We start from the raw sequence: 24268 nt of genomic DNA on the forward strand, positions 1-24268 counted from the left end.
AGAATGATATGAAAGAATCGATTCAAGTTACCTTAGAGCAGTTAAGAGAAACTCTGCACTATCATGCCGTTCGTTATTATGTAGAAGATAGCCCTGAGATCCCTGATGTCGAGTACGATCGATTGATGCAACAGTTGCTAAAGATCGAGGAAGAGAATCCAGAGCTTGTGACGGTGGATTCTCCGAGCCAACGTGTCGGTGGTCAGCCTCTCGATGGCTTCACTCAAGTGACTCATGAGATCCCGATGCTTTCTCTGGACAATGCATTCTCTGATGAAGATTTGGATGCGTTTAATAAGCGTATGTCTGATAGAGCGCCAATGGCCAATCTTAAGACTTTCTGTTGTGAGCCTAAGCTTGATGGCTTAGCGGTAAGCCTACTCTATGTAAATGGCACCTTAGTTCAGGCTGCAACGCGTGGTGATGGCGCTACTGGCGAAAACATCACAGAAAACGTACGAACGATTAGCTCGATTCCGCTTAAGTTGCAAGGCGAAGGTTGGCCAGAACGTATTGAGGTTCGTGGTGAAGTGTTTATGCCTAAAGCAGGCTTCGATAAACTGAATGAGTTGGCTTTGAAGAAGGGCGACAAAGTTTTTGTTAACCCACGCAACGCCGCTGCAGGTAGCCTGCGTCAACTTGACTCTCGCATTACAGCGAAACGTCCACTGGCTTTCTACGCATACAGTGTCGGTGTTGTTCAAGGAGCTGAGCTTTCGAATAGCCACTATCAACGCTTCTTGCAGCTGAAAGGCTGGGGTTTGCCAATGTGTCCTGAAACTAAGCAGCTAAGCTCGCTTGAGGACGTAAAAGCGTACTATCAAGATATTATGACTCGTCGTGATGCTCTGGCTTATGAGATTGACGGTGTGGTGATTAAGGTTGATGACATTGCCGCACAAGTCACTCTAGGCTTTGTTGCACGAGCACCTCGTTGGGCTATTGCATACAAATTTCCCGCTCAAGAAGAGATTACATTACTTAACGATGTTGAGTTTCAGGTGGGTCGTACAGGCGCAATTACGCCGGTGGCTAAACTAGAACCTATCTTTGTTGGTGGTGTGACGGTAAGTAATGCCACGTTGCACAACGCTGATGAGATTGCTCGTTTAGGTGTGAAGGTCGGAGATAGCGTAATCATTCGTCGTGCTGGTGATGTTATTCCTCAGATTGTAGCTGTTGTGCAAGATCGTCGCCCTGATAGCGCTAGAGACATTGTATTCCCTGATGCTTGCCCAGTATGTAACTCTGCAGTAGAGCGCGTTGAGGGAGAGGCTGTAGCGCGTTGTACTGGTGGCTTAGTCTGTCAGGCACAGCGTAAAGAAGCGCTTAAGCACTTTGTGTCTAGAAAGGCGCTGGATGTTGATGGTCTTGGCGTAAAAGTGATCGAGCAGCTTGTAGACCGTGAAATGGTAGAAACTCCAGCCGATCTCTTTAAGTTAAGCGCTGGCGTTATTACGGTTCTTGACCGTATGGGGCCTAAATCGGCACAGAATGTAGTGAGTGCGCTTAATAAAGCCAAAGACACGACATTAGCGCGTTTCCTTTATTCTCTAGGGATTCGCGAAGTGGGTGAAGCGACGGCTATGAACTTAGCTCAGCACTTTAAGACGCTGGAGTTGGTTCAAGCAGCAACTCATGAACAGTTGGTTGAAGTGTCAGATATTGGTGACATCGTAGCAAGTCATCTAACGAGCTTCTTCTCGCAGGAGAAAAACAGAGCCGTAGTCGAGCAGTTGCTAGAGCTTGGTGTTAACTGGCCTGCAATCGAATCTGTTGCGGATGACCAAGAGCTGCCGTTAGAAGGTAAAGTGGTTGTGTTGACGGGCTCACTGTCTAAATTAGGACGCAGTGAAGCGAAAGCCGCTTTGCAGGCTTTGGGTGCAAAAGTAACCGGTAGCGTGTCTAAGAAAACGGATATCTTATTTGCTGGTGAAGCCGCTGGTTCTAAACTGACTAAAGCACAAGATTTAGGTATCGAAATAAGAACGGAAGAAGATCTAATTGCACTTATTTCGTAAGTAAATACAGATAAAAAAAGCTCAAAGGCACTCCTTTCAAGGGAGTGCCTTTTTTGTTTCTGATATAAAAATGATGGCTTTTTAATTGTTGAGAATTTTGTTCTTATACGAACTCTAAAATCAGGACAGTGACGCTGCTCAACATTAATGAAATGCCGTTATAGTTGTATTGAAAATGCGAGTCACTTCTATTTTTTTAAGAGCGGGTTTAGTGTAAGTAATTGATATTATTTTATTTAATTGTTTTTGGTTATGATCTTTACAATTTATCGATCTGGATCACTAAGTACCTACTAAATTTGCACCAACTCATATTTTTTTAGATGAAAATTAAGTTCTCATTGATCTTTTTGAGGGCGAAGTTAGTCTTAATGCCATGGATGCACACGATGTGTATAACCAGAAAGGAAATAGAGAATTCGAGTTTAGGGTTCTCAAACAAGAAAAGGTATTTCTCTCTACGGCGGCCAACTTTAGGCGGGGAATATTCAAACAGCTATATCCATTTTTAGGAGTTTTATTCCATGGAAAACAAAATTTTCAAACGTACTCTACTAGGTGCAACGGTTGCATTTTTATCGACAGGCGTAATGGCGAAAGAAGTTGGTATCAACTCTGATTTCAACGTTGACGTATACGGTGTTGCAGCTATCTCTCTAGTTAACTACAACACGACTGATAACAATGACTCTAGCTCAGGTTATGCTGTAGAGAATGAATCTCGTATCGGCTTCCGTGCTCATAAAGAGATGTTTGATGACGTATTAATCACAATGCAGATCGAATCTGGTTACGTAGATAGCACAGACTGGTCTCATGGTGGTGTTTCAGGCGGTGTGCTTGGTTTCCGTGATACGTTCGTTGGCGCTTCTGGCTCTTGGGGTAACCTTCGTGTGGGTCGTGTTCTTACGCCACTATACGAAATCGTCGATTGGCCATTCTCTAACCCTGGTCTAGGTTCTGTATTCGATTGGGGCGGCATCAATGGTCACTACGATCGTCAATCTAACCAAGTACGTTACGATTCAGCTAAATTTGGTGGTTTCTCTTTTGCAGCTTCTGTTGGTCGTGATGATAACGACAACGGTGGCGGTGCAGCGACTCGTGATGCTAACTTTGTTGGTGCAAGTGCTAAGTACAGCTTCGAAAAAATCACATTCATGGCTGGTGTTGAATCTGGTACTCGTGTAACTGCAGATACCGATGAATCTTGTGTGTTTGACCCAGATGCTCCAGGTACGCCGGATTGCACAGCAGCTGTAGCTGGCTATGACGATGATACGTTCGCTTACATTGTTGGTTTCGAAGCAAGTCTACCTGCTGGATTCGGTATTGCGGCTGCGTATAAAGGCGAAGAGCTAGACAACGGCACGCGCAAATATACGCAAGACTCTTACTCAATCATTGGTCAATACTGGAATGGTCCAATTGGTGTGAAGGTTGGTTATGCTGCAAACTTAGAAGCAGACCTTTCAGGTACTACTGCATCTAACTCAAAATTGGCAGCTGCACAGACTGACGATAGTAACACTATCTCTGCTCAGTTAATGGCTGTTCACAACGGTTTCGTACCTTACCTACGTGTAGCGGGTCGTACTGTTGGTGACGCTGATACAGATATTGTAACTCGCGTTGGCCTTGAGTACGGTTTCTAAGCTAAAGTTATCAGCTTAAAAATAGTTAAATAAAATCAAAACGCTGGTAAATTATTTTGCCAGCGTTTTTCCATAGTGAACATAAGGAATTAGTCATAATGAATAAAGTTAGTGTAGTTGTATTATCATTATTTTTGGGAGCTTGTAGTTCACTCGATTCAAAAAGTGATTTTGCAGATTCAGTTGCGGATGTACAGCCTAAAGGTGGCTATATTCAGGTAACTGGGCAATCTTACGTTGCGGAAAGTAAAGCAAATTTTGGAGCAGACATCCTGAAATCGTCACTCTACTTTACGTACAACAAAGAAGTAACACAGAATTCGGCTCCAGAATCTTCAATTATAATGGATGTGAGCTACTTCCAGAGCTATAAAGAATATGAAACGGTAAGCTTTTTCGGCAAGACGATAGAGCTAGAAGAGAGACAGGTTCCAAGAGAGAGTTGCAGCGAGCACTGTACAAAGACTCAATATATTAAATTTCCATTAAGCGACGCTGATATCCAGCAAGCAAGAGAAAAAAATTTAGAGTTTACGCTTGATGGACAAAACTCAACAATGAGTACAAACTTTATTGTGCCGAAAGCGTATATCGACACGATCTACAATGGTGCGAATAATCATACTGCGATCGCGGTTGCCGCAGTCGCGGTACCTGTAGCAGCGGTTGTTGCTGAAGAACCAAAAGCTTCACAAGCTCAAGATATGGTTAACTACTGGTATGGACAAGCGACAAAAGAAGAGCAGTCTGCAGTGACAGATTGGGCATTCAAAAATCGTAAGAACGCTTCTCCAGCATCAATTGAAGGCTCAAAAGAAATCGAGATGGTTTCATATTGGTTCAATAAGCTAGACAGTGAAGAAAAATCTCAAACTATGATTTGGCTGTTAGAGCAAGAGTAAGCCTCTAACGTAAGTCTCTAGCTATGTTTTTTAACCGCAGTATTGTATAACAGCAGTACTGCTGTTTTTCGTTTTAGGTCGCGCTCTTTGTTTTAGGTAACAATTTGAATTGTAGGTAATAGAGTGAATATTGGTGAAGTAGCGAAACGTGTTGGTACAACAGCGAAATCCATTCGTTTTTACGAAAGTAAAGGCATGATGAGCCCACCACACCGATCAGAAAATGGTTACAGGCAATACGGCGAGATTCATATCGAACAGTTAGAGTTCGTACTGAGAGCTAAAATGGTTGGATTCACTCTCGATGAGTGTAAGTCGCTTGTCGAGTTGGCAATGAATCCGAACAGACAAAGCTACGAAGTAAAGAAGAAGGCCACTCAGAAGTTAGATGAAATTGAATTGAAACTTGCTGAGTTAAATAAAATGAAGGCTCAGTTACAGTCTTGGGTGCATGATTGCCCGGGAGATGCTTCAAACGAATGCCCAATTTTGAACAATTTGTCAGGCCGAAAATAACATATTTTTCTTTAAATCTCGCCTAGCAATCAAATAGTGTGTCAGGCAACAAAGAATATTACTTGCCTGACATTAGTTACCTATCAAAGTACCTTTCCGCCATAGTGTTTGCAGATTAAAAGTGGCACATGAGTGACCGCGTTTCCATCTGAACACTTAACAATAGGTCCCATGTTTCCGTTACCTGGAGACTGACTGCTCGCGAGAGCGCTTCCGAATGATAAGCTGAAAATAGCCGTTAGAATTATTAAAAAATGTCTCATACAAACTCCATTAGGTTTATCTCTAGTTGAGATAATTGAAAGTATGGACAAGGAAAAGAAAATTTCAAAAATTGGACGGACTTAACATTTTTAATAATTATAATTAAGGGAGAGTAAGGTTAATTATTCATATATATTTTGGATAAGAAAACTGACTTTCTTATATCTTTTTAGCTCAATCAAACTTTTTAGCTTTACGAAATAAGAACTTATTTTTTTTTCAATTCAATCTATCACAATGATAATTAGAATGTTCTTTGCTCTCTAAAGTTATTAAAGCCTACATTTATCGATAATGTAGGCCTAATATGCCAATTAGCTATAAAGGCTGGATTATTAGAATTATTCCGTCTAAATCCACAATCTTAATTTCTGTGCCTGATGGAATATCTTGGCTAGCTCTTGCTGACCAAGAAGAGTCTCCTACCTTAATTCGGCAGTTGCCTCTTTTGACCTCTTCGGTAAGAAAAACAGTTTGCCCTACAAGTTGTTTTTCTCTTTGATTTAGCTCTCGTCCAGCATCTGACTGCTTGTCATTAGATAGTTGTCTTCTCCACCACAACCAAGTGGTGATAAGTGAAAAGCTCGCAAAGGACAACCATTGCATCTGCCAACCGATTGGTAGCGCGCCTAATAGCGCTCCGACCAACATGGCAGATATGCCTATCCACAAAAAGTAACCAGCAGTACCAACCAGCTCTAGGGCTAGCAGCGCTAGACCAAATGCTAACCAATGCCAGTGGTTTACTTGCTCTAGTAACTCGAACATAAGTTAGTCCTTACTACCCTTGTCGTTGCTTTGTGCAAACATCTCTGCGATACCTGCAACAGAACCCATTAGGCCAGTCGCTTCGAGTGGTAGCATGATTATCTTGCCGTTTTCAGCTTGGCCAATAGACTTCAATGCGTCGGTGTAACCTTGTGCAATAAAGTAATTGACCGCTTGCATGTCACCTTGAGCGATGGCCGTCGACACCATTTCTGTCGCTTTAGCTTCTGCTTCTGCTGCACGCTCACGAGCTTCTGCTTGCAGGATGGCTGCTTGCTTTTGACCTTCCGCTTTTAAGATTTCTGATTGCTTATGACCTTCCGCTTTTAGGATCTCAGCTTGTCTGACACCTTCAGCCGATAAAATGTCGGCACGTTTGTTTCGCTCAGCTTTCATCTGGGCATTCATCGCGGCGGTTAGATCAGCTGGTGGCTGTACATCTTTGATTTCGATACGAGTAACTTTTACGCCCCATGGGTTAGTTGCTTCATCCACGATATTTAGCAGCTTGGTATTGATCATGTCACGCTGGCTAAGCATTTCATCCAGTTCCATAGAGCCAAGTACTGTACGGATATTGGTGAGGGTTAAATTACGGATCGCATGCTCAAGGTCATTTACTTCATAAGCCGCTTTCGGTGCATCGATAACTTGTACGAAGCAAACTGCATCAATCATGACATTAGCATTATCTTTGGAGATGACTTCTTGAGCTGGGATATCGAGAACTCGCTCCATCATACTGATGCGTTGTCCGACTTTATCGATAAATGGAATGATCAGGTTTAGGCCTGGTTTGAGTGTCTGTGTATAGCGGCCAAAGCGTTCTACGGTCCAGTTATTGCCCTGTGGAACGGTTTTGACACCAGCGAAAATGAACAGTAGTGCGACGACAGTAAAGACGCCAATAGTAATCAATGTATCAATAGCCATACAAAATCCTTTGCAAGTTTAAGTTTTTGATAGTTCACTATTGATACTGACTCATATTTAAATTCTGAGCAAATTTATAAACGAGAAATGGGCCATAAAATATTGATTTTATGGCCCATTTTATATTATTTAATTCGATAAACTAATTGATTAAATTGTCAGTTTTCGATGTTCAATCTAACGATTTTAGGGTTTTGTTAGTAAAGCAGAGAGTACAGTTGTCGACGGTACTTACTGGCAACTGGGTTCCCTTGCCCAAGCGCACTTAAGATGTCCATGAACTCTTTTTTCATATCGCCATCGCAAGTATTTAGATCTTTTGCTAGGAAAGACCACAACAGCTCCATCGCTTCTTCGTTGCGGTTCACTTGGTGATATTGCAATGCTAACTCAGAGGCAGTCTTAGCGTCATTAGAGTCTTGCTGCAGAGCGGTTTCTAATGCCTGTATTTCAGGGCTGTCTGCTGCTTGCTTGTGAAGTTCAAGTTTCGCGACTAAGCCTTTGTAGTAGTTGTCTTGGTACTCTAGAGGAATGGTGGCTAGCTGAGTTTCAGCAAGATCAAACTGTTGCGTTTCTAACAAACACTCTGCGATCGCCAGTTTTACTTCACCTTTATTCGTCAGCTCTGCTGGGAGTTGCTGCATAGCTGCTAGTGCTTGTGTGTGCTCACCTGCTTGCATTTGCTCTAGAGCTTGACGTAATGCAAGTTCATCTTGGCTAGGAAGGTGCTTGTTTAGCATTTCAACAATGGCTTCTAAGCTCTGAGGGCCACCAAGCCCATCGACAGGCTGACCGTTAACAAACAGTGCAATGGTCGGTAGTGCTTGAACCCCAAATTGGCTAGCAATGGCTTGCTCTTGCTCGCAGTTCAATAAAGCTAGGGTGAAAGCGCCATTGTATTGCTGAGTTAATGTTTGCAGTTCAGGAATGACTTGGGCGCTCTCTTGGCTCATTGGTGCCCAAAATTGGATGAGTACAGGGGTCTGCATCGAACCTTCTAATACTTGACGAAAGTTCTGCTCATTAAGTTCAACAATATGCGGAGATTGCATTTACGTTCCTTGAGGTTTGTTTATGGATACGTTGCAAATATGGGGGGATAAGTCGGTAACTTCAAGATCTAACTGGAGTATCTCAGATAAAAAGAGACAAAAATAAAAACGCTATGCTTCGATGTTGGTAGGATGTTTATCTCTACATAGAAGGCATAGCGTAATCATTGAGGTGGTCAGTGAGGTATTGCGTGAGATACTCAAAATAGAATAAACAACGTAATCGCCACACTCAAACCTACCCAATTAAGGCGGTTTAAAGTCATGAAATATCCAGATTAGATTCACCAATTGGGAGTAATTGATGAGATAGGATAAATCATGACATCTTATTGTTACGGAAAAATTACATCGTTACATTAAAGTTTGCGACTGTGCATTCAAAGTTAGAAAATTATGCAGCTTTTCTCAAAATAGGGTCTAACCAGCGACTCGGTAGAATCCTTTTCAATACCGCGAACACTTTAGTCGGGGTCGTAACTCGGTATCTTAGCTTGGGTTTATTGGCCGAAAGTGCGTGAAATACAGGTTCGATACAACTCTCAGGTGGCAGAACAAAAGCGTTGTTCGATGACGCCTTTTCGAGTCGGTCTTTTTGTTGTTGGTAAGCGTCTTGGTGAGCACTGCCAGAAATGTTGATCCATTTATTGAATGCTTTCAGGGCATTGGTTCTAAATTGAGTCTCAATTGGCCCAGGTTGCAGTAACGAGATGTATATACCTCTGCCATGCAGCTCTAAACGCAAGGTATCTGTCCAGCCTTCAATTGCGAACTTTTACGCATTATAAGCGCCACGATATTTCATGGCGGCAAAACCTAATACGGAACTGTTTTGCACGATTCGGCCTTCACCACGTTCGCGCATGTGCGGGAGGATCTGACAAACAAGATGATGCCAACCAAAGAAGTTGGTTTCGAATTGCTCCTTGAGACCTTGGGTCGGTAAGTCTTCTAGCGCGCCTGCTTGACCGTAAGCGCCGTTATTGAATAACCCATACAACCCGTTAGGTGCGAGTGCAATCGCAAGCTTGGCGCCATTCTCGATACTCTCTTGGTTGGAAAGATCTAATTGAATACAAGTGAGGCCTTCATCTTGAAGGCGTTGAACATCCTGTGGGTCACGGCAAGATGCAATGACATGAAAGCCACGTTTTTGAAGTGCATGAGCACATGTATAGCCAATGCCTGTTGAGCAACCAGTGATAAGAATCGACTTGTTCACACTTAATCCTTTATTAGAGTCTCTATCGCTTTAGAGTAAAGAATTAGTCTTGATGTTGTAACAAGTTTTTTAGTGTCGGTTCGATTCTTGAGTAACTAAAGATAAACCCCATTTCAGTGAGCTTCTTTGGTTTGGAACGAATGCTGTCAAAGAGCAGACAAGAAGATTCACCCATCAGAAGCGACATTGCCCATTTAGGAGTGAATAAGAAATGAGGTCGGCGTAGTTGTTTGGCGAGTGTGCTGCTGAACAGTTTGTTGGTGACAGGGTGCGGGGCACACATATTAAATTCCCCTTGAGCGTGAGGCATCGACAATAAGTGGTTGATGGCTCTCACCATATCCAGCATGTGAATCCAAGGCATGTATTGCTCGCCTGAACCTAGCGGTCCACCAACTCCGAGTTTGTACGGCATAAGCATCTTTTTGAGCGCACCGCCATTTTCACCAAGTACAATACCTGTTCGCAGTAGTATCACGCGTGTTCTTTCTGATTGTGCTCTCTTGGCTATCTCTTCCCAATGAGTGCAAACTTTGTGAGGAAAGCTTTCATCTTCTACTTGTAGTGATTCGTCAAACGGATGTTGCTGTTGATCACCATAGTAACCCACGGCTGAGCCGCTAATAAAAGCCTTCGGCGGGTTGCTGCTGGCATGAATTAACTCGACCAGTTTTTCAGTAATGTGCCAGCGGCTGTTACAGATCCTCTCTTTTTGCTCCGCACTCCAGCGCTTGTCAGCGATAGGTTCGCCAGCAAGATTGACCACTACATCGAAGTCATTGAGGTCGCTCAGTCCATCAAGATATTGAATGTAATGAAGGTTATTCTGGTTCAGATGATTTAGGTTTTGCTTCGCTTTTTCGGGGCTCCGCGTCAATAATGTCACGTCGTCAGTGTTCCAGCTTTTGACCAATTCAGAACCAATAAATCCCGTACCACCAGTTAACAATATCTTCATACCAATCTCCCTATTAAACATAATTATAGACATGGCTTGTTTTTGAACGCCAATCAATACGAAAAAATCACTATAACGATCAGTTGGTTTCAATCGTGTGATACCCAAATTACGCCGTATCAATTTACGAAAGAATGAAATTAAATTCATCAAGTTAGGATGTATACCGCTATCACACTTATGGACTTTACTCGGATATGTTACCAACTGCGTAATATTTGTCACATAAGGAATGATAAGGATTTGCCATGATTATTAGTAATTAATAACCAGATACAATTTCAATGACTAGGAGTTGCGATGACGGCAGTGCTTGCTTTGTTTCGAGCCATGTTAGGTAGTCTAAGGGATCTCTTGCCGATCGTGGCGGTGATTGCTTTCTTCCAGCTTGCTGTTTTGCAAGAGCCACTCCCTCATCTTTTGTCTATTCTAACTGGCTTAGTGCTGGTGGTTTTTGGACTGACTTTTTTTATCTTTGGCCTTGAAATGGGTCTGTTCCCAATTGGCGAGTCTATGGCTCAAGCTTTTGCTCGTAAGGGGAGCGTGTTTTGGTTATTGACCTTCGCTTTTTGTTTGGGCTTTGGTACCACCATTGCCGAACCCGCGTTAACCGCAGTGGCTGCTGAAGCAGCAGAAGTTGCAGCTGAAGGTGGTGTTATTCCTAACTCTTTAGATGAAAGGGAACAATATGCCGATGGCCTGCGCTTCACCGTGGCGTTATCGGTCGGTATTGCGATTCTATTAGGCGTACTTCGGATCTTAAAAGGTTGGCCAATTCAGTACATGATCATCGGTGGTTATATTGGAGTTGTGGTGCTCACTGCATTTGCCCCGGAAAACATTATTGGGATTGCGTACGACTCTGGCGGCGTCACAACATCGACGATCACCGTTCCGTTAGTGACCGCATTAGGCGTAGGTTTAGCCTCGGCGATTAAAGGACGAAACCCTATGATTGATGGCTTTGGATTGATCGCGTTTGCTTCACTTCTGCCGATGATGTTTGTCATGGTGTACGGGATGGTGGTGACATGATCAGTGTGCAGCAATTTATCGACACCTTTCTAGGCACTGTGATGGATGTGATTCCGATTGCGGTGATCATCTTTGGTTTTCAGTTAGCGGTACTGCGTAAGCCTGTCAATAACCTTGCCAAAGTGCTCATCGGTTTCTTTTACGTCATTCTTGGCTTATCACTCTTTTTGATGGGGTTGGAGCTCGCGTTATTCCCTCTAGGGGAGACGATGGCAATGCAACTCACCGAACCAAGCTTTTTGACTGAGTTTAAGATCAGCTCTGGTCTTTCATTGGCTTGGTTTGATTATTACTGGGTTTACCTGTTTGCGTTTTGTCTTGGTTTTAGTACCACGATAGCCGAGCCTTCTTTGATTGCTGTAGCGATTAAGGCAAACCAAGTATCCGGTGGCAGTATCAGTGTTAACGGACTGAGAATCGCCGTGGCATTAGGCGTTGCCATCGGTATCTCATTGGGTAGCTACCGTATTGTTGCGGGCGATCCTATCCATTACTACATTATTTGTGGCTATGTCATTGTGGTGATTCAAACCTTTTACGCCCCCAAATTGATCATTCCATTGGCCTACGATTCAGGCGGGGTTACGACATCTACCGTGACTGTGCCTTTAGTGACGGCTCTTGGATTAGGGCTTGCTTCAACTGTACCGGGGCGAAATCCAGTAATAGACGGTTTCGGCTTAATCGCCTTTGCGAGTTTGTTCCCCATTATTTCGGTGATGAGCTACGCCCAAATAACCCAATGGTTAAACCGTTTACACACCTCTAAGGAGAGCAAAGATGCGCTTTAAACTTATCCTAGCGTTTGTAGAAGAGAGCAAAACCGACACTGTGCTCGATGCCGCGCGTGATGCGGGCGCAACCGGAGCAACCGTGATTAATAATGCCAGAGGGCAGGGCTTAAACCAAAAGCGCACCTTCTTCGGATTAACATTAGAGGTGCAAAAAGATGTGCTGCTGTTTGTCGTTGAGGAGCATCTAGCAAGGCATATTCTCGAAAGAATTAGTGAAGTGGGGGAGTTTGACCAAGAATCGGGACAGGGTATTGCAGTACAGATAGATGTGGAAGATGCAGTAGGCGTTGCGCACCAAGTTGAGACGTTAACAAAGGTTGTGGAGGATGAGCTATGAGTACCAGTGAAAAGATCCGAGTAGGCGATGTCATGGCCAATACGTATGTGATTATCGATGGGCTAACTACGGTGTTAGAAGCGATAGAGATGGCGAAGAAGCACAAAGTGAAAGCGATCATCGTCGATAAACGCCATGAGGATGACGAGTACGGTATCGTGTTGATGAATGATATAGCAAAGAAAGTGTTGGCTAAGAATCGATCTCCCAAGCGAACCAATGTTTATGAAATCATGACCAAGCCAGCGCTAAGCGTGTCTGCTGAGATGAACGTAAAGTATTGCGCTCGCCTGTTTGAACGCTTTGGTATCAGTCGCGCGCCAGTAGTTCGTGATAACAAAATAGTCGGTATGGTTAGTTACAATAATATCGTGATCAACGGTATGGTGAGAGATGACGTGTAGCATTTAGATACGTACAATAGGCTCATAAATTTTATGGAGAAGTACGTGTGAAATTATTTTTTGCTTCAGACCTACACGGTTCGCTGCCAGCAACAGAAAAGGTATTAGAACTCTACCAAGCGTCTGGTGCGCAATATTTAGTGCTATTGGGTGACATTCTGAATCATGGTCCAAGAAACCCGATTCCCGAAGGATACAATCCGCCGGCGGTTGCAGAGAAATTGAATGCGTTTTCTCAAGAGATCATCGCCGTTCGTGGTAACTGCGACAGTGAAGTGGATCAAATGCTGTTGTCTTTTCCAATGATGATGGATTACTCATGGGTGTTATTGGAATCAGGTCAGCGTATCTTTCTAACCCATGGTCATTTGTATAACACCACTAAACGACCAGCACTAAAAGCGGGTGATATTATTGCCCATGGGCATACCCATATTCCAGTTGCCGAATACCAAGATGATATCTTTACCTTTAACCCTAGTTCGGTGACATTCCCACGAGATGGTCACGCAGCGAGCCATGGCATCTATGAAAATAATACCTTTAAAGTCATTAGCCTTGAAGGTGACGTAATTGTGAGTGGCGAGCTTTAAATAAACTCAATCGGCGGCGTTAGAAAAGGCTCACTTTGAGTCTACGTGGCCGAGGTCCCTGTCTGGAGCAATGATGTTTCGCACTCTTTGCTTCAGAACTTTCGCTTCTGGAAAACCTTCATCTGCTTTTCTTTCCCAAATCTGCACACCATTACAAAAGATTTCGAACCTGCCTCCGGTGTCTGGATGCAAGCTCACTTGTTCAATTTCTTCGCTAAAGGTATGCAGCAGCTCTTGGCATAACCAACTTGAACGAAGCATCCAATTACACTGACGGCAATAGTGTATTGCGATTGTCGCTTTTGTTGCTGTCTCTTTTGCTGGCGTCAGATTTGGTTGATCCGTATTCATAGTTAATCCTTAAAATGCTACATCCGTAATTTGATACCAACGGCTAACAAAAAAGGGGCATCATGCCCCTTCTATTGATATACCGTTTAATGGTATTCAGCTATTGATATACATAAATAACTGCAGAGTTTTAGTTTGAGAACAAAACGGTAGAACCGTGATTTAAGCTAGTGAGCAGCAGTGCCTTCTGATTAATAATATCAATGCGTCGGCTTTGCTCTGCATCCATCTTAATCACTTGAGTGATAAGTTCGAGTTGCTCTTCCGAAAAGTCTTGGCGCTCAGCAGAAGTTACATCTTTAAACTCCGTTGGCGAAATCAGTAAATAGTTATCGTTAATATCCCACTGACCTGTTTCAGATATGTTGATGACATTCGCAGGTGCAGTTTGAGTGCTGTACAGCCTAACCACTGACATTCTCAGGTACGTACCATTTGGTAGGTATTTCGCATTCGATGACAATTCAACTTTACGAAGCGGCCCGATTGAATCAGCTTGCTTGTTATCGCTAATCAGAGTCACCATTTTCGATTGCCATTCATGCTGAGTGAGCAAGCGCTCTACTTTTGCATCACTGCCCCAATATAACCAACCACTTAAAAATGCAGATAGAACCAGTAAAATAATCGATACTTTTAGTTTCATGTTACTGACCACCGTTACAAATGTCGTTTACATCCGACTGGTTTGCGTAAATTCTTAGGGTTACATTTTCGCTAGAGTAATCTTGCGGGTGAATGTAGTTGAGGGCAAGGTTGTTGGTTTGTCCACCAGTTGCAATCACCTCAGTCGGTTTCAGCATGCCAGTGTGATTGGTGTTGTAGCGCAATACACACTTCTCTATCGCAGGTAGCCAACTGCTGAGATCAGGATGATTGATTGGGGTTTGAATCTTTACACCATCCACTTCAGTCAATGTTCTGAACTCGGATTCTGCGGGGTTAGTAAACGTTAAAACCAGAATTGGTATGATGAAAGCCGCAAGCAATAACGAAAACGCTAACCACTTATTGGTGCTTTTAACCGGGGTCGCAGTTGGTGTTGTTGCTGGTTCCACTTCAACTTTGGTTTCTTGAAACTTTGTAATTGACTCGGGCTCAACAGCTTCAGTCATTGCTTCTTCGGTCATTGTAGGCGTTGCAAACGTTAAGATAGGTTCTACGTCATTTTCTGCAATTTCAGCCGCTGCTGGCTGATCATTTGATGAAAGTGGTGCAGAGCGTTCAACGGTTGCAATAAATTGGTAACCGCGTTTAGGTACCGTTTTTACGAATTCTGGAGATTTGGTCGAGTCCTTGAGCATCTTTCTCAGGGTCGAAACTGCTTGCGTTAAGCTTGAGTCATCAACCTCAAAGCCTTGATCTCGCCAAACATACTCGTGCAATTCATTACGAGTGATAACTTCATTGGGTCTTTCTGACAGCATCAGGAGAATGCGGCTTTCATTGCTGCCAAGGCGCACGACTTCGCCGTCGCTCATTTGATCAACAAGTGAATTGCTATTTGGGTCGAATACGAACCGCTGTGCGAGAATAAACTTTGTGCCGATATTGCTCATTGAATTCTTCTATTTTGGATAATTTTGAGTGCGAAATAGACAAATCTCAGGTGAAGTTCCGTTAATTCTTCACCAAATCATGGCTTCTTTTATGTTCTTTTATATTTATCAGACTCAAGGATAATAAAAACAGATCAAAAAAACAGTGTTTTTATGATTTTTGACCTTGAATTTACATTTGTCATCCTCATGTTAATGAACATAAGAGTGGCATCAAGTGTTACGCCCCTATGGTATTCAACATAAAGTATAGATGTTTTGGAGTAAAAATGAGCGAAACAGCAACGCAAAATAAAGAGACTCGTGGCTTTCAATCTGAAGTAAAACAACTACTTCACCTAATGATTCACTCACTGTATTCAAATAAAGAAATCTTCTTACGTGAGCTGATCTCTAATGCATCTGACGCGGCTGATAAGCTTCGTTTCCAAGCCTTGTCAAACGGTGACCTTTACCAAGGTGATGCAGACCTAGGCGTAAAATTATCTTTTAGCGCTGAAACCAATACTTTAACGATTTCAGATAACGGCATCGGCATGAGCCGCGACAACGTTATTGAGCATTTAGGTACGATTGCTAAATCGGGTACTGCAGACTTTTTCTCAAAGCTGTCTGAAGACCAAAGCAAAGACTCTCAATTGATTGGTCAATTTGGTGTTGGTTTCTATTCTGCATTCATCGTTGCAGACGCGGTAACGGTTCGCACACGTGCAGCAGGTCTAGCGAGTAATGAAGCTGTTCAGTGGCACTCTGCAGGGGAAGGTGATTACACCATCGAAGACATCACTAAAGAGTCTCGTGGTACTGATATCATTCTTCATATGCGCGAAGACGGTAAAGAATTCCTAAATGAATGGCGTCTGCGTGAAGTCATTGGTAAATACTCTGATCACATCGGTATCCCTGTTTCAATCTTAACTGCGGTTAAAGATGACGAAGGCAAAGACACCGAAGAGAAACATTGGGAACAGATTAACAAGGCTCAAGCGCTTTGGACTCGTAACAAGTCTGATATCGAGAAAGAAGAGTACCAGGAGTTTTACAAGCACGTATCTCACGACTTTGCTGATCCATTAACGTGGAGCCATAACAAAGTTGAAGGTAAGAACGACTACACAAGCCTACTTTACATCCCTGCTAAAGCACCTTGGGATATGATGAATCGTGACCATAAGAGCGGCCTTAAGCTTTATGTACAGCGAGTATTCATCATGGATGATGCAGAGCAGTTCATGCCATCTTACATGCGTTTCGTTCGCGGCTTGATTGACTCAAACGATCTACCACTGAACGTGTCTCGTGAAATCTTGCAAGATAATAAGGTAACTCAGTCTCTTCGTGGCGCATGTACCAAGCGTGTCCTGACTATGCTTGAGCGCATGGCGAAGAATGACAACGACAAGTACCTAGAGTTTTGGAAAGAGTTTGGCCTTGTACTGAAAGAAGGCCCAGCGGAAGACATGGCGAACAAAGAAAAAATCGCTGGTTTACTTCGCTTCTCATCAACGGAAGTTGACTCTGCTGACCAAGCTATCAGCCTAGTGTCTTACGTTGAACGTATGAAGGAAGGTCAAGACAAGATTTATTACCTAACAGCAGATAACTACGCTGCCGCTAAGAACAGCCCGCATTTGGAGCAGTTCAAAGCAAAAGGTATCGAAGTGGTTCTAATGTACGATCGTATTGATGAGTACGTAATGAACTACCTTACTGATTTTGATGGTAAGCAGTTCCAATCGATCACCAAAGCGGGCTTAGACCTAAGCAAGTTCGAAGGCGAAGAAGAGAAAGAGAAGCAAAAAGAGGCAGAAGAAGAGTTCAAATCTGTTGTTGAGCGCACTCAATCTTATCTTGGTGATCGTGTTAAAGAGGTTCGCACGACATTCAAGTTAGCAACTACACCTGCTGTTGTTGTTACCGATGATTTCGAGATGGGCACTCAAATGGCTAAACTTCTTGAAGCTGCGGGTCAAGCTGCTCCTGAGGTGAAGTACATCTTTGAGATTAACCCTGAACATGCGCTAGTTAAACAGATGGCTGATGAAGCGGATGAACAAGCGTTTGGTCGCTGGGTTGAGCTATTACTTGGCCAGGCTATGCTGGCTGAAAAGGGCTCAATGGAAGATCCGTCACAATTCTTAGGTGCAATCAACGAGCTACTAACAAAACGCTAGTCTTTCGACTTTGGGCTAAGCCCATAATTATGAATAAAAGCTCGCGAATGCGGGCTTTTTTTATGAACGTCGCTTAACTTCATCGAAATGTTGCTAAAGTTGCTAACAAGACGAACGCAAACGCTGTCGACACATTCTTTAGTCTTAATTTCAGCCAAATTGAATATTAATGTGATAGAATGCTCGACCTAATCAGCTGGTACTATGAACCTATCGTCTCCAGTTGTATGATTTTTAAACATTATACCGAAACTTACCGTTTTGCTTCTGTTTACAGTTGTGCTTAGCCTCAGTTGTTACCTAACCTCTCTTGTTTGACCTAAATTAAACCAGAAAGGCGGGATAGTGAGCTTCGGTATAAATCATAATTTTTATAAGAGGATTAAACATGCGCATCATTCTTCTAGGTGCTCCTGGCGCGGGTAAAGGTACTCAAGCTAACTTCATCATGAACAAATTTGGTATCCCTCAAATTTCAACTGGTGACATGCTACGTGCTGCTATCAAAGCGGGTACTGAGCTTGGTAAGCAAGCTAAATCAGTAATCGACGCGGGTCAGCTAGTTTCTGATGAAATTATCCTTGGTCTTATCAAAGAGCGTATCGCTCAAGATGACTGTGAGAAAGGTTTCCTACTAGACGGTTTCCCACGCACAATCCCTCAAGCTGATGGCCTAAAAGAAATGGGTATCGCAGTAGACTACGTTGTTGAATTCGACGTAGCTGACGATGTGATTGTTGAGCGTATGGCTGGTCGTCGTGCTCACCTTCCTTCTGGCCGTACATACCACAATGTGTACAACCCGCCTAAAGAAGAAGGTAAAGATGACATCACTGGCGAAGAGCTAGTGGTTCGTGATGACGACAAAGAAGAAACAGTTCGTGCACGTCTAGGTGTATACCACGATCAAACAGCTCCGCTTATTTCTTACTACGGTAAAGAAGCTGAAGCAGGCAACACTAAGTACCTTAAGTTCGACGGTACTAAGCAAGTTGCTGAAGTTAGTGCAGAACTTGAGAAAGCACTAGCATAATTGGCTAACAGCCAGTTTTAGAATTTGATATATTGGAAGCGACCTTTAAGGTCGCTTTTTTTGTTTCAATTTTTAGTCATATACCAATCTAGATAAAATCGATTGTGCATAATTTCCGCGCTACGGTTTAGATTCGCACGGCTAACGATCAAGGTGATGTTGCGATAACTCAGGTTAAGAACGACTATTCTTAAATTTAGTTGCGTAACAATGATCTTAAATTTATGCAGATTAGTATATTACGTTCCAGAAAATCACACATTGGTCTCAGGTAGCTATGGAAAATAATAAAAAGCAGGGCGTTTTACTGGTTAACCTAGGAACACCAGATACCGCGACTCCAGCTGGCGTTCGCCGATTTTTAAGTGAATTCTTACACGACAAACGAGTGGTAAACCTAACTCGCTGGCTTTGGTGTCCTATTTTACATGGGGTGATCTTACCGATTCGAGCTCCGAAAGTGGCTAAATTGTATCAGTCTGTCTGGATGGACGATGGATCACCGCTGCTTGTGTACTCACAAAGACAAGCTGAGAAACTGCAGAAGAAATTGCAAATGCCTGTTGCGCTGGGTATGACCTATGGCAACCCAAGTCTTAAGATGGGTGTCGAACAACTGATGGAGCAGGGTGTCGAAGACATCATCGTACTACCTCTGTATCCTCAGTACTCAGGAACAACGACAGCGGCCGTTTCTGATGGTTTAACTAAAGCCTTCAAAAAAATGCCTGTTATCCCGAGCTATCGCTTTATTCGAGATTATTATTCTCACCCTAGCTATGCGAAAGCACTGGCTGAAAGTGTTCGTAGCCATTGGGAAGAAAATGGTAGGGCCGATCATTTAGTGTGTTCTTTCCACGGTATTCCGAAGCGACTCGCTGATGAAGGTGACATCTACCCTCAGCATTGTGAAGCGACGACCAAATTACTTGCTGCTGAGTTAGGCTTATCAGCGGACGATATCACCATGACATACCAGTCTCGATTTGGTCGAGAAGAGTGGTTGAAGCCTTACACTGACGAGACACTTGAATCACTGCCGAGTAAGGGCATCAAGAAGATTGATATCATGGCTCCTGCGTTCTCGGTTGACTGTTTGGAAACGTTGGAAGAGATTTCTGACCAGTGTAAAGAGACGTTCATTGATGCTGGTGGCTCAGGCTTTAGCTACATTATGTGTCTTAACGACAGAGACTCACACATCGATATGATGGCTGAGCTAGTGGCGCTTCATCGCTAACTAATATACCAATAGAATAAATAACAAAAGGGCTGCTCATTGAGCAGCCCTTTTTGATCTTGATGTTTCTTTTTGAAATAGATCTAGATATTAAGCAACAGAAGTTTCTGCTTTTGGCTCTGCTTCAAGCGTCATGTTAGTTTCTACACCATGCATCCATGATACAAGTTTACCTGCACAAAGAAGCAGTAAGACGCCACTTATTGTCGCTGTAATTGCGATACCACCGAAGATAGACATTGCGCCAAGCTCACCAACGTGAGAACCCACAAGGCCAGCGACGTAGTTTGCGACAGCATTAAAACCAAACCATGCGCCCATCATTAACGATGCCAGACGAAGCGGAGCTAACTTAGTGACCAACGACAGGCCAATAGGAGATAGACAAAGCTCGCCAAGGGTATGGAAGAAGAAAGCACCGACTAGCCATAGCATTGATGTTTTGACTGTTAGGTCGCCACCTTGCTCCATTACTGCGCCCATCATGCACACAAAGCCTAGTGCTAAGAAAAACAACGCCATCGCAAATTTCACTGGCGAGTTTGGTTCACGCTTACCAAGCTTGACCCAAAATGCAGCAATGATTGGTGCAAGTGTAATGATGAAAAATGGGTTCAGAGATTGGAACCAAGCTGCAGGAACTTCAAAGCCACCAATCATACGGTCAGTATATTGTTGAGTGTAGATGTTCATCAAACCGCCAGCTTGTTCAAAGCCAGCCCAGAAAACGATTACGAACAGACCCATAACTAGAATAACTTTTAGTCTGTCGAACTCTTCTTTGGTCAGTGGTGTTTTCTCTTTCGATTTGTTCAGCGCTTTCGCTCGTGCAGCTGCAGGTACTGAGCCAATGTTGCCTAACCATGACTGAGCCATCGTCAATTGCATAACTAAGCTAATAACCATACCGATACCAGCGGCTAGGAAGCCAGCTTTCCAGCCGAATGAATCGACTGCAGCACCTGAAATTAAGCCACCCAGTAGCGCGCCTAAGTTGATGCCCATGTAGAAAATGGTGAAAGCGCCGTCACGTCGGTTATCGCCTTCTTGGTATAGGTCGCCAACCATGGTTGAGATGTTTGGTTTAAACATACCGTTACCACTGATAAGCAGTGCTAAACCCAGATAAAGAGCATTTACTTGGTCTAAGCCAATAGCGCCGTTAGGAAGAGCGAGCGTAAATTGGCCTAAGGCCATTAATACACCGCCCACTAGGATCGATTTACGTTGTCCTAAGTAGTTATCGGCCAGCCAGCCGCCGATTAATGGCGTGATATAGACTAAACCAGTATAGATGCCATAAAGATCGAGGGCATCTTTTGTTGACCAACCAAGGCCACCATTGATAGTGGTATCGGTAAGAAATAAAACAAGGATGGCACGCATTGCATAGTAGGAGAAGCGTTCCCATAGCTCTGTGCTAAAAAGTAGAAATAGGCCTCTAGGGTGGCCAAAGATGTTGTGATTGCTTGGCATAAGTTTTACTAATTTTAGGTATTAAAAGATTTTATAGTCACTCATGTATACACAGTGGGATAAAAGTCTGCAATAGGTGTATTTTATGGTTACGATAACTGAATTTTGTTAAGTCATTGATATTAATGCTCTTTGCTTTTGATGTTGATTATTTCGAGTGTGCTGCAAACTAACTTTCCAGATTTGAGCTGGTTGATAAGTGAGCTTTTTTAAAGCAACATCGAATAAAAGTGTTTAGATATATTGGTCTGGCGTATTGGTTTGAGATTAAATAGAATGAAATCCCCATTAAAGGTGGGATACATATGCTTACAACAATGAGCCTTTTGATCTCTAAATGATCTCTGTACAATGCTTAACCACTTTTAGCTCCTATAACTTTTTGTTGATAAATTGGTCTGCTACGCAATATTTCTTGCTCACAATGATTCATTTTATTAATGGCGATTCAACCGTTTTAGGTATGTGGTAAAATATCTAAAAATATAAAATGGCTAGTTAAATGAAACGTTGGTATTTACTTTACTGTAAGCGTGGTGATCAAAAACGCGCTCAACAGCACCTAGAAAATCAGGGGGTAGAGTGTTTTTATCCTCAAATCGATGTCAAGAAGGTCGTGAGAGGGAAAGAGAAGCAGGTCAAAGAACCGCTGTTCCCGTCTTATATCTTTGTTCGCTTTGATTATGAGCAAGGCCCTAGTTTTACGACAGTTCGTTCGACTCGTGGCGTTGTCGACTTTATTAAGTTTGGAGCAAGGCCACATGAAGTCCAAGGCGACTTAGTGTATGAACTGAAAGAGTTTGAGAAGTGTTGCGAAGATGAACCTGAAGAGTGCTGTGTTGAGTTTGAATCAGGGCAAGTGGTCAAGATCAATAGTGGTCAGTTTGCTGGGGTTGAAGCTATTTTCCATCAGAAAGATGGTGAAGCTCGATCTATTATGCTGGTAAAAATGATCAGCAAAGTGGTTCCGATCAGTATTGAGAACGAAGCACTACAAGCTCACGCATAAGTGCAGTAATACAAAGCAAGAAATAGGCTTAAAACAAAAAGGCGCATAATGCGCCTTTTTTAGTCTTTAGGGTTTGTTCAAAACGCGCTAAGCGTTGTAAGCATCGTTGTGAACGGCTTGTACTGCACGGCCTGATGGGTCGACACAGTTTTTGAATGACTCATCCCACTCAATCGCTTTCGCTGATGAACAAGCAACTGAAGGACCACCAGGTACACATTCTGCCGCTGATTCTAGAGGGAATAGCTCCTCAAAAATTTCACGGTAAGCATAACCTTCTTTGGTTGTTGGCGTGTTGTAAGGGAAACGGAACTTCGCAGCTTCCATTTGTTGATCCGTTACTTTTTCTTCAGCCGTTGCTTTTAATGTGTCAATCCAATCGTAGCCAACACCATCAGAGAACTGCTCTTTTTGACGCCATGCAATTGAATCTGGTAGGTAGTCTTCAAAACACTCACGTAGAATGTGTTTCTCCATTTTACCGTTACCACACATCTTATCTTCAGGGTTCAAACGCATTGCTACATCGATGAACTCTTTGTCCAAGAATGGAACACGACCTTCAACACCCCATGCCGCAAGAGATTTGTTGGCGCGAGCACAGTCAAACATGCTTAGAGCAAGAAGCTTACGTACTGTCTCTTCATGGAACTCTTTTGCGTTTGGCGCTTTATGGAAGTACAGGTAGCCACCAAAGATCTCATCAGCACCTTCACCAGACAGTACCATTTTGATACCCATTGCCTTGATCTTACGAGCAAGCAAGTACATCGGCGTTGAAGCACGAATCGTCGTTACATCGTAAGTTTCAATGTGGTAGATAACATCACGGATTGCGTCTAAGCCTTCCTGAATGGTGTAAGTCATCTCGTGGTGTACTGTACCGATTTTATCAGCGACTTCACGAGCAGCAATCAGATCAGGCGCGTTTTCTAGACCTACTGCGAATGAGTGTAGTTGTGGCCACCAAGCTTCTGATTGCTCATCGTCTTCGATACGCATTGCAGCAAAACGTTTAGCGACTGCTGAAGTGATTGAAGAATCAAGACCACCAGATAGAAGTACACCATAAGGTACATCTGTCATTAGTTGACGTTTAACTGCAGCTTCTAGCGCTTCAGTCAGTTCTTCTTTACTTGTGCTGTTACCTTGTACCGCAGCGTATTCATTCCAATCGCGGATGTAGTAGCGATGAGGCTCTGCATCTTTCGAAGAATAGAAGCTACCAGGAGGGAACTCACTGATCGTCTTGCATACTTCAACGAGTGCTTTCATCTCTGAAGCAACGTAGTAGTTGCCGTGCTCGTCGTAGCCTTGGTAAAGCGGGATGATACCAATATGGTCACGGCCGACTAGGTATTCGTCTTTCTCTTCGTCGTATAAAACGAATGCGAAAATACCGTTAAGTTCTTCTAAAAGGTCCGCGCCCATTTCTTGGTATAACGCTAGGATAACTTCACAGTCAGAGTCAGTCTGGAACTGGTACTTATCTTCATAGCGTGCACGAAGTTCTTTGTGGTTATAAATTTCACCATTCACTGCAAGAATGTGCTTTTTATCTTGGCTGTATAGTGGTTGTGCACCACTGTTCAGACCAACGATAGCCAAACGCTCGTGAGCAAGAATTGCTTTTTCACCAGCATAGATACCAGACCAGTCTGGGCCACGGTGACGAAGCTTTTTAGACATTTCTAAAGCAATAGGGCGAAGTGCTGCGGCATCACTTTTAATGTCGAGAATGCCAAATACTGAACACATAGAACTTCCTTTTAAATAATTTCTAAATCAACTGTATTCAATTTGCCATTCTGGCTAAAAAAAGCAACCGAATGTGAGCAAAAAAATAATATAAAGGGGATTCTGTTAGAAATTATCTAATTTTAAGGTGGTTTTGGTGAGTGGCGTCTAATTGCGGTTGGTTTTTTAAACAAAAACCTCTCAAAAGTGCAAAAGAACAGCAATTTTGAGAGGT

22 protein-coding genes and 1 pseudogene are annotated in these 24268 nt (G+C 43.1%); 13 read left to right on the forward strand and 10 right to left on the reverse strand.

Going from position 1 to position 24268, the window contains the following annotated elements; all coding sequences use genetic code 11:
• Positions 1-8: 8 nt before the first annotated feature.
• The 4 genes from ligA to cueR all read left to right on the forward strand — a co-directional run bounded on the left by ligA (position 9) and on the right by cueR (position 5094).
• Complete coding sequence (ligA, locus tag AC3CHU_RS04085; protein WP_372244361.1) at positions 9-2021, forward strand: NAD-dependent DNA ligase LigA; 2013 nt, start codon at positions 9-11, stop codon at positions 2019-2021.
• A gap of 524 nt (positions 2022-2545) precedes the next feature.
• A complete protein-coding gene (locus tag AC3CHU_RS04090) occupies positions 2546-3676 on the forward strand; it encodes a porin (RefSeq protein ID WP_488525117.1) in 1131 nt (376 codons plus the stop codon).
• 98 nt (positions 3677-3774) lie between these two features.
• On the forward strand, positions 3775-4578 hold the full coding sequence (locus tag AC3CHU_RS04095) for a DUF2057 domain-containing protein (protein WP_488525118.1): 804 nt from the start codon (positions 3775-3777) through the stop codon (positions 4576-4578).
• Positions 4579-4701: 123 nt separating this feature from the next.
• Complete coding sequence (gene cueR / locus AC3CHU_RS04100; protein ID WP_054547633.1) at positions 4702-5094, forward strand: Cu(I)-responsive transcriptional regulator; 393 nt, start codon at positions 4702-4704, stop codon at positions 5092-5094.
• A 582-nt stretch (positions 5095-5676) separates the two neighbouring features.
• Here cueR and AC3CHU_RS04105 read toward each other — a convergent pair.
• The 5 genes and pseudogenes from AC3CHU_RS04105 to AC3CHU_RS04125 all read right to left on the reverse strand — a co-directional run bounded on the left by AC3CHU_RS04105 (position 5677) and on the right by AC3CHU_RS04125 (position 10291).
• A complete protein-coding gene (locus tag AC3CHU_RS04105; RefSeq protein ID WP_488525119.1) occupies positions 5677-6126 on the reverse strand; it encodes an NfeD family protein in 450 nt (149 codons plus the stop codon).
• Positions 6127-6129: 3 nt separating this feature from the next.
• Positions 6130-7059 (reverse strand): SPFH domain-containing protein, encoded by a 930-nt coding sequence (locus AC3CHU_RS04110; protein WP_004734251.1) that lies wholly within the window; start codon positions 7057-7059, stop codon positions 6130-6132.
• Positions 7060-7256: 197 nt separating this feature from the next.
• On the reverse strand, positions 7257-8111 hold the full coding sequence (locus AC3CHU_RS04115) for a co-chaperone YbbN (RefSeq protein ID WP_488525120.1): 855 nt from the start codon (positions 8109-8111) through the stop codon (positions 7257-7259).
• Between the two features lie 394 nt (positions 8112-8505).
• Positions 8506-9333: pseudogene (locus tag AC3CHU_RS04120) on the reverse strand (SDR family oxidoreductase).
• A gap of 43 nt (positions 9334-9376) precedes the next feature.
• The gene (locus tag AC3CHU_RS04125; RefSeq protein WP_488525121.1) at positions 9377-10291 is read right to left on the reverse strand and encodes a TIGR01777 family oxidoreductase; all 915 of its coding nucleotides are present in this window, start codon (positions 10289-10291) and stop codon (positions 9377-9379) included.
• A 300-nt stretch (positions 10292-10591) separates the two neighbouring features.
• Here AC3CHU_RS04125 and AC3CHU_RS04130 point away from each other — a divergent pair, with 300 nt between their 5' ends.
• The 5 genes from AC3CHU_RS04130 to yfcE are packed head-to-tail and all read left to right on the forward strand — an operon-like array spanning position 10592 to position 13454.
• A complete protein-coding gene (locus tag AC3CHU_RS04130) occupies positions 10592-11326 on the forward strand; it encodes a DUF1538 domain-containing protein (RefSeq protein WP_017079455.1) in 735 nt (244 codons plus the stop codon).
• Complete coding sequence (locus AC3CHU_RS04135) at positions 11323-12117, forward strand: DUF1538 domain-containing protein (protein WP_488525122.1); 795 nt, start codon at positions 11323-11325, stop codon at positions 12115-12117. Before AC3CHU_RS04130 ends, AC3CHU_RS04135 begins: the two co-directional genes overlap by 4 nt.
• Positions 12107-12457 carry a P-II family nitrogen regulator gene (locus AC3CHU_RS04140; protein WP_054547637.1) on the forward strand — a complete coding sequence of 117 codons (351 nt, stop codon included), beginning with the start codon at positions 12107-12109 and terminating at the stop codon, positions 12455-12457. Before AC3CHU_RS04135 ends, AC3CHU_RS04140 begins: the two co-directional genes overlap by 11 nt.
• Positions 12454-12861, forward strand: coding sequence for a CBS domain-containing protein (locus AC3CHU_RS04145; RefSeq protein WP_050651629.1), 408 nt, complete (start codon positions 12454-12456; stop codon positions 12859-12861). Before AC3CHU_RS04140 ends, AC3CHU_RS04145 begins: the two co-directional genes overlap by 4 nt.
• A 47-nt stretch (positions 12862-12908) precedes the next feature.
• The gene (gene yfcE, locus AC3CHU_RS04150; protein ID WP_488525123.1) at positions 12909-13454 is read left to right on the forward strand and encodes a phosphodiesterase; all 546 of its coding nucleotides are present in this window, start codon (positions 12909-12911) and stop codon (positions 13452-13454) included.
• Between the two features lie 30 nt (positions 13455-13484).
• Here yfcE and AC3CHU_RS04155 read toward each other — a convergent pair whose 3' ends face one another.
• From AC3CHU_RS04155 to AC3CHU_RS04165, 3 genes are all read right to left on the reverse strand, one after another.
• Positions 13485-13805, reverse strand: a complete 321-nt coding sequence (locus AC3CHU_RS04155; RefSeq protein ID WP_004734242.1) for an Rdx family protein — start codon at positions 13803-13805, stop codon at positions 13485-13487.
• Positions 13806-13935: 130 nt separating this feature from the next.
• Complete coding sequence (locus tag AC3CHU_RS04160) at positions 13936-14451, reverse strand: regulatory protein ToxS (protein ID WP_054547640.1); 516 nt, start codon at positions 14449-14451, stop codon at positions 13936-13938.
• A 1-nt stretch (position 14452) separates the two neighbouring features.
• Positions 14453-15364: a winged helix-turn-helix domain-containing protein gene (locus AC3CHU_RS04165; RefSeq protein WP_488525124.1), complete on the reverse strand. Its 912-nt coding sequence runs from the start codon at positions 15362-15364 to the stop codon at positions 14453-14455.
• A gap of 269 nt (positions 15365-15633) precedes the next feature.
• Between AC3CHU_RS04165 and htpG the strand changes: the two genes are divergently transcribed.
• From htpG to hemH, 3 genes are all read left to right on the forward strand, one after another.
• On the forward strand, positions 15634-17538 hold the full coding sequence (gene htpG / locus AC3CHU_RS04170; protein WP_004734239.1) for a molecular chaperone HtpG: 1905 nt from the start codon (positions 15634-15636) through the stop codon (positions 17536-17538).
• Between the two features lie 388 nt (positions 17539-17926).
• Positions 17927-18571 (forward strand): adenylate kinase, encoded by a 645-nt coding sequence (adk, locus tag AC3CHU_RS04175; protein WP_009847341.1) that lies wholly within the window; start codon positions 17927-17929, stop codon positions 18569-18571.
• Positions 18572-18848: 277 nt separating this feature from the next.
• Positions 18849-19811, forward strand: a complete 963-nt coding sequence (hemH, locus tag AC3CHU_RS04180; RefSeq protein ID WP_488525125.1) for a ferrochelatase — start codon at positions 18849-18851, stop codon at positions 19809-19811.
• Between the two features lie 90 nt (positions 19812-19901).
• Here the strand turns inward: hemH and AC3CHU_RS04185 are convergent, their stop codons facing one another.
• A complete protein-coding gene (locus tag AC3CHU_RS04185; protein ID WP_004734236.1) occupies positions 19902-21287 on the reverse strand; it encodes a peptide MFS transporter in 1386 nt (461 codons plus the stop codon).
• Positions 21288-21789: 502 nt separating this feature from the next.
• Between AC3CHU_RS04185 and rfaH the strand changes: the two genes are divergently transcribed.
• Positions 21790-22296 (forward strand): transcription/translation regulatory transformer protein RfaH, encoded by a 507-nt coding sequence (rfaH, locus tag AC3CHU_RS04190; RefSeq protein ID WP_004734235.1) that lies wholly within the window; start codon positions 21790-21792, stop codon positions 22294-22296.
• Between the two features lie 87 nt (positions 22297-22383).
• Here the strand turns inward: rfaH and asnB are convergent, their stop codons facing one another.
• Positions 22384-24054 (reverse strand): asparagine synthase B, encoded by a 1671-nt coding sequence (gene asnB, locus AC3CHU_RS04195; RefSeq protein WP_004734234.1) that lies wholly within the window; start codon positions 24052-24054, stop codon positions 22384-22386.
• Between the last annotated feature and the right edge of the window lie 214 nt (positions 24055-24268).

The organism is Vibrio sp. QJM3NY_39 (assembly GCF_057785895.1).